Annotated in this window: 12 protein-coding genes; 7 read left to right on the top strand and 5 right to left on the bottom strand. The window is 58.0% G+C overall.

The window, feature by feature from the left end; genetic code table 11:
* Nucleotides 1–214: 214 nt before the first annotated feature.
* The 4 genes from F451_RS28635 to F451_RS0117850 all read left to right on the top strand — a co-directional run bounded on the left by F451_RS28635 (nt 215) and on the right by F451_RS0117850 (nt 5,470).
* A complete protein-coding gene (locus F451_RS28635; protein WP_020682771.1) occupies nt 215–337 on the top strand; it encodes a hypothetical protein in 123 nt (40 codons plus the stop codon).
* Complete coding sequence (locus F451_RS25950) at nt 338–1,366, top strand: porin (protein ID WP_020682770.1); 1,029 nt, start codon at nt 338–340, stop codon at nt 1,364–1,366.
* 279 nt (nt 1,367–1,645) lie between these two features.
* Nucleotides 1,646–2,809 carry a nitric oxide-sensing protein NosP gene (gene nosP / locus F451_RS0117855; RefSeq protein WP_020682769.1) on the top strand — a complete coding sequence of 388 codons (1,164 nt, stop codon included), beginning with the start codon at nt 1,646–1,648 and terminating at the stop codon, nt 2,807–2,809.
* A 57-nt stretch (nt 2,810–2,866) separates the two neighbouring features.
* Nucleotides 2,867–5,470 carry a hybrid sensor histidine kinase/response regulator gene (locus tag F451_RS0117850; RefSeq protein WP_020682768.1) on the top strand — a complete coding sequence of 868 codons (2,604 nt, stop codon included), beginning with the start codon at nt 2,867–2,869 and terminating at the stop codon, nt 5,468–5,470.
* 135 nt (nt 5,471–5,605) lie between these two features.
* On the opposite strand, the gene F451_RS0117845 is transcribed toward F451_RS0117850, so the two are convergent.
* From F451_RS0117845 to F451_RS0117835, 3 genes are all read right to left on the bottom strand, one after another.
* Nucleotides 5,606–6,271, bottom strand: a complete 666-nt coding sequence (locus F451_RS0117845; protein WP_020682767.1) for a response regulator — start codon at nt 6,269–6,271, stop codon at nt 5,606–5,608.
* Between the two features lie 85 nt (nt 6,272–6,356).
* A complete protein-coding gene (locus tag F451_RS0117840; RefSeq protein WP_020682766.1) occupies nt 6,357–6,941 on the bottom strand; it encodes a rhodanese-like domain-containing protein in 585 nt (194 codons plus the stop codon).
* 77 nt (nt 6,942–7,018) lie between these two features.
* Nucleotides 7,019–7,393, bottom strand: coding sequence for a thiol-disulfide oxidoreductase DCC family protein (locus tag F451_RS0117835; protein ID WP_020682765.1), 375 nt, complete (start codon nt 7,391–7,393; stop codon nt 7,019–7,021).
* A gap of 114 nt (nt 7,394–7,507) precedes the next feature.
* Here F451_RS0117835 and F451_RS0117830 point away from each other — a divergent pair, with 114 nt between their 5' ends.
* Both F451_RS0117830 and F451_RS0117825 read left to right on the top strand, forming a co-directional pair.
* The gene (locus F451_RS0117830; protein WP_020682764.1) at nt 7,508–8,095 is read left to right on the top strand and encodes a hypothetical protein; all 588 of its coding nucleotides are present in this window, start codon (nt 7,508–7,510) and stop codon (nt 8,093–8,095) included.
* A 14-nt stretch (nt 8,096–8,109) separates the two neighbouring features.
* The gene (locus tag F451_RS0117825) at nt 8,110–8,490 is read left to right on the top strand and encodes an MmcQ/YjbR family DNA-binding protein (RefSeq protein WP_020682763.1); all 381 of its coding nucleotides are present in this window, start codon (nt 8,110–8,112) and stop codon (nt 8,488–8,490) included.
* Nucleotides 8,491–8,907: 417 nt separating this feature from the next.
* Here the strand turns inward: F451_RS0117825 and F451_RS0117820 are convergent, their stop codons facing one another.
* On the bottom strand, nt 8,908–10,167 hold the full coding sequence (locus tag F451_RS0117820) for an autotransporter outer membrane beta-barrel domain-containing protein (protein WP_020682762.1): 1,260 nt from the start codon (nt 10,165–10,167) through the stop codon (nt 8,908–8,910).
* Nucleotides 10,168–10,431: 264 nt separating this feature from the next.
* Here F451_RS0117820 and F451_RS0117815 point away from each other — a divergent pair, with 264 nt between their 5' ends.
* Nucleotides 10,432–11,340 (top strand): adenylate/guanylate cyclase domain-containing protein, encoded by a 909-nt coding sequence (locus F451_RS0117815; RefSeq protein WP_020682761.1) that lies wholly within the window; start codon nt 10,432–10,434, stop codon nt 11,338–11,340.
* 48 nt (nt 11,341–11,388) lie between these two features.
* Here the strand turns inward: F451_RS0117815 and F451_RS0117810 are convergent, their stop codons facing one another.
* A complete protein-coding gene (locus F451_RS0117810) occupies nt 11,389–12,231 on the bottom strand; it encodes an alpha/beta fold hydrolase (protein WP_020682760.1) in 843 nt (280 codons plus the stop codon).
* Between the last annotated feature and the right edge of the window lie 161 nt (nt 12,232–12,392).

The raw sequence follows: 12,392 nt of genomic DNA, 5'->3' as shown, positions 1-12,392 counted from the left end.
TTGCGCCTGCGGTAAAAACCAATACCAATAGCGGGATGCCGGGTAGGACATAAGGCGTATCGTGCCGGCACGCTCACCATGCAGTACTTGACACCAAACTCCAGATAACAACGCTAATGTACTGTTTTTTATGGTCATACAGGCTGTTTTTGGCTGCGCTGCCGGTACGGATAATGGCGACAGCCTCAAACCGAAGCCAATCCAAGGAAACGCCATGAAAAATAAAAACATGCTTGTGAAACTGCTGCCGGCGGCCATATCGCTGTTGTTGTCAGGCCAGGCCTCAGCCGCAATTGCCCTTTACGACACCGAGGGTACAACCTTCAGCACGGATTGAATGATCAACGTTTTTTACACCCAGAGCAGTGTCGATGGTGGCCCCATGGGCGATCGGGATCAGTCTCGTGTACGGATGGGCTTTTTGCCCAACTGGATCGGCTTCAATATGACCAAGGAGGCCGGTGACCTGAAACTGGGGGCGCGGTCTTCATTCTGGGTCACGGTCAACGACACCGATGTGTTTCGGGGTGCTGAAGGATTGGGAACCCGCAGCGGTATCGACGTTCGCCAATTTTACGGTACCGTGGATGGCGATTTTGGCCAGGTGCTGATCGGCAAGGATTTCGGTCTTTTCAGTCGCAGCAATATCATGTCCGATGAGTTGCTGCTGGGGCACGGACAGGTGTCAGATACCCTTGGGCTGCTGGATGGCGGTAATGTCTCCTTCGGCAATATCGGCAGTGGATACGTTTATCCGTTTCCGGTGGCCCAGATTACCTACCGTTCTCCTGTAGTCAGTGGCCTGCAGTTTGCCGGCGGTATCATGGATCCCAGCAAGCCCGACTCAGCCTCGTCAGAAGAAATGCCGCGCTTTGAAACCGAGTTAACCTATCAGCGCGACCTTAACGGCGTTGCCTTTAAAACCTGGATAGGCGGCCTGTACCAGAGCTCGGAATCGGGCGGCAGCAACGTGGACTCCCGTGGGGTGTCGGGCGGGGTGAACGTGAAGTTCGGTGGACTGTCGCTCACCGCCTCTGCTGTGGACGGGCAGGGCCTGGGTACCGTGGCCGGGTTGAGCAATCTGGTGACCTCTGAAAACAATGACGTGCAGGGTTATTTGACGCAGGCATCTTATACTGTTGGTGCAAACCGTTTTGTTTTGTCCTATGGTGAAAACGAGAGCAGCAATGATCCGCTGCTGATGGGCGCAGATGCCGAGTATGCCAACAGCGCCGTTGCGCTGTTTCACGACGTAAACGAAAATCTCAAACTGGTTGCCGAATTGAATCGTACCGAAGTCACCGTGGGTGGTTCAGACTTCGAGGATACCGACACCATCGCAGTCGGTGCAGTACTGACCTGGTAATACCGAACAGGTCGCGGTGACGCGGTTGTGGTTACTGGTTACCCCTTCTCCAGTACCTGCAGCCGCGTTTTTATTGCCTGCTGAAATTGTACTTAAGTACCGTTAGTCGTGGCAGGTTGCGTTACTCTGCCTCTTGTCGGTTCTTTTAACTCTCTATTAATCAACTGATTAGTGCTTTTTAGTCAGGCAGCACCCAAGTACTATTTAGGGGTGCGCCGGCAGCGCCTACAATGAAAACTGCCTTCAATTCTGACGTTGATACTCCCGGGGAGGCTAACGTTGAAGCTCGATGACCCCCTGTCACCTGCGTTGACAGCAGTGAGTTACAGTACCGATCCCGCAACGGCATCCGCCGAATTGCGCGAGGCATTGCGAGGCCCCCAACTGGGTTTCGTGCTTTTTTTCTGTTCGGCCGAATATGATCTTCAGGCGCTTGGTGTTGCCTTGCAGGCCGAGTTTGCCGGCGTCGGCTTGGCCGGTTGTACCACGGCGGGTGAAATTACGCCGCAGGGCTATGGTCAGGGCTGTGTGACGGCCATCGGTTTTGATGCCCGCTGTTTCGCCATTGAGGGGCAGTTAATAAAGCAGATCGGGCGCTTTTCGCTGACAGATGCCCAGGCTGTGGTGGAGAGCCTGACCGCGGGCTGCCGTGCCCGCAACCTGGCGCCGATCAAGCGCAATACTTTTGCGCTCACGCTGCTGGACGGATTGTCGAGCCAGGAAGAACTGTTCCTGGTGGCGCTGAATTCGGCGCTGGGCAGTATTCCCAATTTCGGTGGTTCGGCCGGTGATGATATCCATCTGGCCAATACCCATGTGTTTTTTGATGGGTGCTTTCATACCGATGCCGCCGTGGTGCTCTTGTTCAATACCCGCTGTGATTTCGAGGTGTTTTCGAGCCACCACATCGAACACCCGGGTGAGAAAATGGTCGTTACCAGCGCCGATCCTGACAGCCGTACGGTGATCGAACTGAACGCCGAACCCGCTGCGCTGGAGTATGCCCGAGTGCTGGGTGTGCCGGTGGAAGCACTGGATTTTCACTCCTTTGCACTTCATCCCGTGGCGGTGCGCATCGGCGAAGACTACTATGTGCGCTCTATTCAGCGGGTTAATCCTGACCTGAGCATGACGTTCTACTGTGCGGTGGAGAAGGGCATTGTGCTGACAGCCATGCGCCCGGGGGCGATGTTGGCGAATCTCGACGCCGAGTTCGCCCGTATTGAACAGGCGATCGGCACGCCACGGCTGGTGATTGGGTGCGACTGCTTTCTGCGTCGCCTGGAAGCCGAACACACCGGGTTTGATGTGGCAACCTCAGACTACCTGCAGGCCCACCGCGTGATCGGATTCAATACCTATGGCGAGCAGTTCAACGGCATGCACCTTAATCAAACGTTCACCGGTGTTGCAATTGGAGGCGTGCGGCATGAACTGCGCTGATACCAGGTCTGGGCTCTGGCCGAAGTGCCCTGCGCGCAGCATTGTGGCGCATCGGCAATGACTTCGCCTGGGCAGTTGCTGGAATTGCAGGATCGTCTCGCTCAGCTGGAGCGGGAGAATGCCAAGCTGCGCAAGATCAATAGCGCCCTGGTCGAGCGGGTCGAGTCAGGCGGTGGTCACCGTGCGGATCCTTACGGCGCCTTTGAGCATTCGGTGGTACTGGCCGAGCAGGTGCGCGAACGCACCGAGGCGCTCAACAGCGCGCTGTTGCAGCTCAAGCGCAGTAACAGGGCGCTGACGCAGGCGAGTGAAGAAGCCGAAATGTCCCAACAGCGGTTGATCGATGCCATTGAAAGCATTTCCGATGCCTTTGTGTTGTTCGATAGCAACCGCCGCATTCTGTTGTCCAACAGTCATTTTCGTGCCTTCTGGAACGGTACCGGAATCAGTATTGAAGATGGCACGACCATATCCGATCTCAAACGCCTGGCCCATGAGCATGGTCTGATTCAGGAGGAGAGCGGGTCTCAGGCAGGCTCCGGCAGCCCGGTCATGAAACTGGCCAACGGGCACTGGATCCAGGTCAACGAAAAGGTCACCCGCGATGGTGGCCTGGTGGTGCTGTATACCGATATCACCGAGCTCAAGGCCTTTGAGGAGGCGAAACGCGAGCGGGCCCTGGCGCAAAAATCGCGGCTTTTACAAAGCCTGGTGGATCACCTGTCCCAGGGCGTCGCACTGGTCAATGGGCAGGGCGAGCTTGAGGTCTGGAATCATCGTTTCATCGAGCTCGGCGGCATAGACCCCACCGAAGTGCCGCAGCAGCGACTGTTTGCCGAGCTGCTGGCGGGTGGAAATACCACGGTACTGGCACCCATTTTGCCACTGCAGTGTCCCGACGGTGTCCAGGCGCTGGAGCAGACGCTGCCCGATGGCCGAGTGCTGGAGATCCGTACCCACCCCATGCCCACCGGCGGCTACGTCAATACGTACACCGATATTACCGAGCGACATCGTTACGCCGAGACGCTGCGCGAAAGCGAGCAGTGGATCCGCCTGATCACCGACCATGTGCCGGCCCTGATCGGCTATGTGGGTGAGGATCTGCGTTACCAGTTCACCAACAAGGTGTACGACGAGTGGTACGGCTGGCCGCGCGGCCAGCTTAACGGCCGCTTGATCAGCGAGGTGCAGGGCGAGGCTCAGTTCCACAAGATCCGCCCCTATATGGAGCGGGCGCTGGCCGGGGAAAGCGTGACGTTCGAAATTGACGAGAAAAACCTGCACGGTGAAACGCGCTGCATGCTCAAGTCCTATGTGCCGAACCTGGACAGTAACGGACGGGCCGTGGGCATCTTCGTCATGATTCGGGATATCACGGAACGGCGTCGTACTGCCCATGCGCTGGAGCAGGCCTATCAGCATCTTGAGCATCGTGTTGATGAACGCACGGCAGAACTTACCGCGCTGAATGACCAGCTAAGGCAGGAAATTCACGATCGGGTCGCAATCGAGGCCAGGCTGCGCGAAGCCAAGAAAGAAGCCGAGCAGGCCAACCTGTCCAAGACGAAATTTCTTGCAGCGGTGAGCCATGACTTGCTGCAGCCGCTGAATGCCGCGCGCCTGTTTACCGGCGCCCTGCAGGAGCAGGAGATGGCGGAGGGGACGTCACGGCTGGTGGGATCGGTGAGTAACTCCCTGGCCGATGTCGAAAGCCTGCTCAGTACCCTGGTGGATATCTCCAAGCTGGATGCCGGCGTGATTACACCGGATATCAACGCTTTTTGCGTGCGAGGCTTGCTGCAGAATATCGCCAATGAATACAGCCAGGTGGCGCGCAAGCAAAACCTGCAATTGCGCTTTGTCTGCAGCAATGCAGTGATCCGTTCTGACAGTCAGCTGCTGGCGCGAATTCTGCGCAACTTTCTTTCCAATGCATTGCGTTATACCGAAACCGGACGGATTCTGTTTGGTTGCCGCCGCCGTCGTGACAGCCTGGTGATCGAGGTCTGGGATACCGGTATCGGCATTGCCGAGGAAAAACTCACCGAAATCTTCCTGGAGTTCAAGCGCATTCTGCCGCCGGGCGGCGGTCATCATGACAAGGGGCTGGGTCTGGGGTTGGCGATCGTCGACAAGATCTCACGCATTCTGGGGCATCAGGTGGCGGTCACCTCGGTGCCGGGTCGCGGTTCGGTCTTCTCGGTGGAAGTGCCGTTGGGCACCCTTGAACCGCGCGATGACAACGTGCTGGTCAGTGCTGAGCCTGTCCAGGCATGGCTTGAAAATGCGCGCTTGTGGGTGGTTGATAACGATCAGGCCATCTGCGATGGCATGGCCACCCTGATGCAGGGCTGGGGTTGCGATGTCATCACGGCGCTCTCTCTGGACGATCTCGAGCGCAAGGTATCGGTGTCAGACGGGGAGGTGGATCTGCTGATCGTGGATTACCACCTTGATAATGATGACAACGGGATTGACCTGGTCGCCGAGATCAAGCGTCGGCGCAGCGATGAGTTGCCGGTGCTGATGGTGACCGCCAACTACAGTCACGAGCTAAAGCAGCAGATTCGGGATCTGGGTTACCTGTTGATGCACAAGCCCGTGCGCCCCATGAAACTCAAGACCACGCTGAACCATCTGTTGAACACGCGGCCCTGACGCTTGAGTACAGCGCTCTTGGCCATCCAGAGGCTGGGCAGCCGCTGTCCTGTATTGGGCACCAAGGGGAGCTGTTCGGCGTAACGAAACGGAGTGCGCGTCCCTGCGACGATTCGTTGTTGCCAGCCGCTGCGCTTAACGGCGCAGGTACTGGGCGAAATCAATATTGCCGGCCGAGAGCACGGCCTGAATGCGGTTATGTACGCCAAGCTTGCGCAGGATCGCCGAGACATGAGCCTTGACGGTGGTTTCTGCGATGTTGAGGTTATAGGCGATCTGCTTGTTGGATTCACCGGTGGCCATGCGTTCGAGTACCAGCAGCTGGCGTCGTGTGAGTGAGGATAGCAGCTCCACCGGTATGCGGTTTTCATCGCTGCGGTTGCGCCGGGTTTCAGGCTTGCTGGCACGAATAATGTCTGAGGGCAGATAGACGTTACCATCGAGAATCTGCTGCAAGGCGTCGGTCATCTGTTCGCGGGGGGACGACTTTGTAATAAAGCCCACTGCCCCATAGGTGATGGCCTGGAGCACGATCTGCTTGTCCTCCTCGGCCGAAACGATCACCACCGGTACGGTGGGTGCTTCGTTGCGCAGGGTAATCAGGCCGTTCAGGCCGTGCATGCCGGGCATGTTCAGATCCAGCAGAATCAGGTCCAGATCGTCTTGTTCCAGTGTCAGGGCGAGTGCCGTTTCCAGATTCTCGGTTTCGATCGTTTCACAGCCTGGCAGGCTGGTGCGGATGACATTGGTAATGGCTTCGCGGAACAGCGGGTGATCATCGGCAATCAGTATCTTGTACACGGGGTCTCTCCGTTATAGTTATTATCCGCTAGCGCTCGGTTACGATGCTATCTTAACCGCTACGCGCGCTTTTGGCTCGCCAGTGTCAGTTTGTTTCGGCCAATGGTACGGGAATCGCGCGTTCCACCGGCAGCAGCGCGTCTTGCCAGCCGTCAGTGCCCTCTGGATACCAGTATAACGCCTGGTTGTAGCCCCACTGTGCCGCGCGTCGCGTGGCGTTCCAGGACATCCAGCAGTCGGCACGGCAATAAAACACGATAGGCCGTGTCGCATCATCGCGGCGCAGTGTGTCGAGCTGGATTCTAAAATAGTTTTCCCAGGGTTGCTCCAGCACGCCTTTGCCCACATTGGGCAGCCAGTAACTGCCGGGTATCTGCAGGCGCTCTTTCAGGTTGATAAAGACGCCATTGCGCCAGTCCAGTGCCTGCACGTTGAGCAGCGCCGTATCGGGACGCTGCAGCAGCAGGGCCTGCAATGCTGCGGTATCGAGGGTCCGGGCCTGGGCGATATCCGCGGGCGTAGGGCTGCGATATTGCGCTATACGATAGCCATCGGGTGAAAACAGCGTTGATTCGCTGGCTGTCGTGGGACTTTGCGCCGCAGCCGTTGGCAATGTCGTGGCTACCGACAGGCCGATAAGGCAGGGGAGGAACAAGCTTTTTATATTCATACCCTAATTAGAACGTGCTCGTCGGGCAGGAAAAATCCTACCATGGCGCTTAATAACCAGTACTAAAGTACTGCTTTTTAGCGTCCTGCGAGTCGGCGCATGACCTGGCGGTGATACAGGCGGGATAGCCAGGGCCTGAGCCCTGGCAGGCCAATCAGCCAGGCCAGTGGTTTTAGCAAAGGCACGCGGCGCATGAGCAGAATATAGGCATCCAGTTCGCTATAAATGCGCTGGTCGGCATCCCGTACATGCAGCTCGGTCAGTGCGAGACGCGGGTCTATGCCGAGTCTTCGCAATTCGTCATCCTTCCCGGTGATATCGAACCAGCAGATGGTGTCTGCCCGGGAGCCTGCGAGTTTTTCGTAGCGGGCACGATCGCGCCGACAGCGGGGGCAGGCGCCATCATAATAGACGGTGATGCTGGGCGGATTCTGGTGGCTATCGGGTACCATGGGTTTGGATTGTCCGTGAGTATCTGTAATCTAAGTCTATTAGACAAAGCCTGGTCACGAAGGTGCGCCGTTCGCGCTAGTACCGTCGCGCGGCAGTAAGCAGGGAGAGCCGGTATGGCTGCAAAAAAATGGTTGGGGTTGCTGGCGGTGATCGTGTTGACCGTCGTTTTCTTCCCCGAGGGCGACAGGAGCCGGGACGACGGCGTGCTGGTTGAGCAGGCGCCGCGGCAGAACCCGGTTAGCCGCCCCCCGTTCGAACTTGATGGACACCGTATCGAGGCACTGGCGGAATTTGAGATCGATGCACGGGTACTGGGCAAGGAGCGTTACTGGCTGGATCGTGAATCGGACCTGTCCAAATATGACCTGGCACTGGGGTGGGGGGCAATGTCCGACAGCCGGGTGCTGGATCGTATCGAGATACGCCAGTCCGGACGCTGGTATCGCTGGCGTACTGAACAGTTGCCCATTCCTCGGCAGGAGATCGAGCACAGCAGCGCCAACATGCACATGATTGCCGCCGACAGTTACATTGAACGGCAGATTTCCGCCGTCAGAACCGGGGATGTGGTGCGTATCAGCGGCTATCTGGTGCGGGCTACTTCCCCCGATGGGTGGCGCTGGCAGAGTTCTCTTACCCGTGATGACGTTGGCCAGGGCGCCTGCGAGCTGGTGTATGTTGAATCCATTGAAATCCTGTAGACGAGGCACCCGGAATGGACAAGCTGCAGACCCGTGACTACCTGCTCAGCAAGCCTGAAGCCTGGGAGGACTATCCGTTTGGACCGGGGCCCGCGGTCTTCAAGGTGAAGCAGAAGATGTTTGCACTGCTGATGACGGACAATAGCGGTGTGCGGCTTAATCTGAAATGCGATCCGGTGCAGGCACAGATGCTGCGGGATGTGTTTGAGGCCGTGCAACCGGGCTATCACATGAACAAGCGTCACTGGAACACGGTTCTGCTGGATGGTTCACTGCCGGATGGAGAAATACAGCGCATGATCGACCATTCCTACACCCTGGTGGTACGGGGGCTTAAGGGCGTGGAGCGACGTGCGCTGGAACTGTCCTGGGGGCCGGATGCCTTATACCGTTAACTCCTTTTGCTGATTCACCGAACTAGCCTGTCAAACGTGGCCGGTCGTAACGAGGGAAAGACCGTTTTGAGGCGGTTTTTGTACTCTTCTGAGGCGAATAGTGGTTCTGTTTAACGAGGAAGAGTGCAAAAAATGACCCCTTTTTACCGGAGAGAATCGGCTTTTCCGCAGTAGATCAGTGTTAAGCCCGACAGGCTGCTAGTGCCTGCAGTGCCTTGCTATTGCCCCGGGTAATCAACCACCGTGATTTCCCGTTGCTAAATACCGAGGCCCTGACGCCTGTGACAGCCTGTATCGCTAATCAAGATTTGCGGCCTCCCTGCCGCAATACCGATTCTCTTGTCTCGTGAAGATTGGCATTGACAGAGTATTAGTGCTACCCAATTCCCGTCCGTCTGGTCCGCTGCTTTGTGTCGCTCAGAGTTCGATCCTTACGCCGATGGTGATAACCTGCTCGTCGAGGAAATCGTGTCCCAGCAGGGACTGGTAATCGATAAAAGGCATAACGCCGTTGGCCAGTACGGCCGTAGCCCCAATGCCTGCGGTAAAGTAGTTACGATCCGGATTGTCCGTGGAATAGCTCAGCGAAGTAGCATTGGCGTCATCGACAAAGCTTGAGGTCAGGGTTCGTGCGTCGTCGTCGAATTCGTGGATGTAGTGCACCTGAGCCTGGGGCAGCAGTACACCCCAGCTTCGGCTCAACGCATAGCTGACCTGGACGCCGATATTAGTAGTGAGCGACGAAATGGACTGGTCGCGGTAGCTCTGTGCAAGGCCGCCGCCGCCGCTTTCGGCATAGCCGTCTATGTCGGTTTCAATGAAATCGATACTTGCTTTAGGGCTCAGGGTCCACTGGCCATAGGCCCGGTCGTACCCCAGATTGATACCGCCGAACCACTGGTCACCATCGGTCTTGCCGTTTGCTACTTCAGATACGGTACCAAGTAGAACATCGTCGGATACCAGCTCATAGCTAATATTGCGGGTGCTTTTGTAGTCGAGCGACGCATATCCCAGATAGGCATCGATATAGAGGTCAGCGCCAGGCCGGAAATTGCCGTAGGCGATTAACGAAAGGGAGTCGGTATCGAGTTCGCCGGCATTGGCGTCGAAATCAGTGTCGCTGTTGGAGTACCCCAGCGCCAGACCGGCAGTGACCTGGTCAGAATAGCGATAATCGGCTCCGAAGGTTGCGCCGTAAAGGTCCTGGTCGAACCCCGTTTCGAAATCACTCTGATCGCGCTCCGTGTCGGTATAGTTGGCGTTCACGAACAGGCTCAATCGTCCGAAATTCATTTCGGCGCTCGCACCTGCGCCATTTTCTTCGTCATCTTCCTCTTCGAGGCGGGATTCGATATTGGTCGCCTGGATGCGTGCGCCGGTAGCCGAAGCCCGGCTCTGAGCACTGGTGATACCCAGATTGTTACCGACGGCAGCGGCAGATCGTCTTCCTCCGGAGCCAGGCCCGCCAGCGCGCACCAGCAGTTCACACTTGCTATCGAGATCGGATCCTTCCGGAGCGCCTTCACAAATGTCGAACCAGCTTTGGTCCAGTTCTTCGGCCGGTGTCTGGGCAACGGCAGACCCGTTTATCGCCAGAAAACAGAGTCCAAGGGCAGCTCCCGCCTTAAAACGGATTGCTGGCCCACGCGCTAAAGTCGATATCCTGCTGTCCATAGATAGGTCCCCCTCGGTCAGGTTGTAATCAGCGGATTTGACGAATTCTAAGTGTAGGACAGCTTCCTTTTGAACGAGACAACATCGGCCGCTGCTCGACACAGGCCGTGGCTAAAAAGAGTCCCCCTGTAACGACGCCTAACGGAGGCGAAAGGTGGCATCTGATGCGCGTTGGGGGTACAGCGCCACTGCCGCCAGGATCTGCTATGGTGCAATCGATAGCTGCAAGAGCAGTGCTCGCCCGCGAACTCAAGGCAATTCGACATGGCGAAGGAACAGAAACTGACGGTCCTGTTTGCCGATGTCTGCGGCAGTACCCGGCTGTACGAAACGATAGGCGACACAAAGGCGCGCCAGACTATAGCGCACTGCATCTCACGGATGACGGCCGTAACCCACAACAATGGCGGAACTCTGATCAAGACGATTGGAGACGAGGTCATGGTCACCTTCGATTCCGTGGATGCTGCTGCCACGGCGGCGATGCAGATGCAGACGCAAATCAGTGGTGCACTGGTCATCGAGGGACAGCCGATCGCGATTCGCGCCGGCTTTCATTTCGGGCCGGTTCTGCTTGAGAGCGGCGATGTCTTCGGTGATACGGTGAACCTGGCGGCGCGCCTGGCTGCGCAGTCCAAGGCGGGCCAGGTGCTGACGTCGTCCGATGCTGTCCACCGGCTTGGGTCGCAATGGGCCGATTCGATTCGAAGGATCGACAGAGCAGCGGTGAAAGGCAAGCGCGAGGAAGTGGAACTCTGGGAGCTGTTGTGGCAACGAGATGACCTGACAAGCATGGCGCCCCCCGATCCGGAAGTTCGCCAGCGGGGCGCGCGGACACGGCTCGTGCTCGAATACCAGGGCCAGACCATCGACGTCAGCGCCAAACGGACGGCCGTCACCATGGGGCGCGCGGACCAGAACGATCTGGTCGTAAATCAGACCCTGGTGTCGCGCCTCCATGCCCGCATCGAACACCATCAGGGGCGATTCGTGCTCAGCGACCAGAGTACTAACGGTACCTACCTGATTGAGTCGGATGGCGAGGAATCCTTCGTGCGACGGGATATTCTCTCCCTCCACGGCGGGGGTTTTATCGGACTGGGCAAGGCGCCCGAAAGCGACTCGCCGGAAGCCATTCGCTATATCATCACGGACCAAGAGGGCAGGGATTGACGTTGACGGGTCAGCCGAGCTGATTCCGAATTACTGCCAATCCTCGGCTCAGTCGGTTTTGATGCGCTCGGCGAGGTGTTCGAGCAGTGCGGGCCAGATCTCGCTCCAGCAGCAGCGATGGTCGTATTGGGGGAAATGCCAATGCTCGGCGCCGGGCTGCGCCACCAGAACGCCCGTCACCAGATCGGCGGGAACCGTCCGGTCGCGGCCTCCGGTCAGGTGCAACTGGTATATCCCGGCTGAAAGCGGTGGGCGTGTCGCCGGGTTGAGCGAGGCCGTAAGCGGCCGGTAGCCATGCAGGGTTGTCCAGCGGTCCGGGTCGAGATTGGCACCAACCGTGACCAGGCCACGGGTCTGTGGCAGACGTTCGGCCAGCAGCATGGCCAGGGTACCGCCGCCGCTGTGGCCGATCAGCACCAGACCGTTGGAGTGCCGTTGTAACAGCAGTGTGCCCAGTGCCCGGGACATGCTGTCAACGACGCGCTGGGAATAGCGCGCATCGGTCCAGAGGCTTTCATTGCACTGCGGATGAGTTGCCAGGCCGTGGTAACACGGCCTTCCCAGATAGAGGCGAGGCGCCGGATCCAGCGCCATTAACTTCAGCGTCAGTGACGGTGCGGGGGTAGGGTCGGCGGCAACCCAGCGTCCGGCCAACCAGGGTGAGCCGTCGCCATCGAGGTAGACATGCAGCAGCGATCCCCGGGTGGCGGCGTCGGGCGCATGCATATAGACGGCATGCTCAAAGCCGTCTCCGGCCAGCAGCACTCTCTCGAAGCCGAGCTCTTGGGCCTGCTGCTCGAAGCGTTCGGCGGGCACCAGAGTACAGGCGCACAGCCACAGCAGCAGGGACGGTCCGGTCAGCTGGCGCCAAAATCTTTTGGTCGCAGACAAAGCAAATCCTTGTGGCTTTCTTTGATGGTATGCCTGTCCCGGGTGCCGCCAGGCACCCGGTTTCGCTGTGCCGCCCGGGACTCTTGAAAACTGCTGTGTCCACCGAGGGTCGCGACAGGGCAATGCCACGGTTCCGGCAATGTTCGCAGCTGGGCTACAGA

It is taken from the genome of Marinobacterium rhizophilum DSM 18822, from assembly GCF_000378045.1.
Classification (GTDB): domain Bacteria; phylum Pseudomonadota; class Gammaproteobacteria; order Pseudomonadales; family Balneatricaceae; genus Marinobacterium_A; species Marinobacterium_A rhizophilum.
The sequence above is the reverse complement of the archived record's forward strand: the minus strand, read 5'-3'. Positions and strand labels throughout refer to the sequence as shown.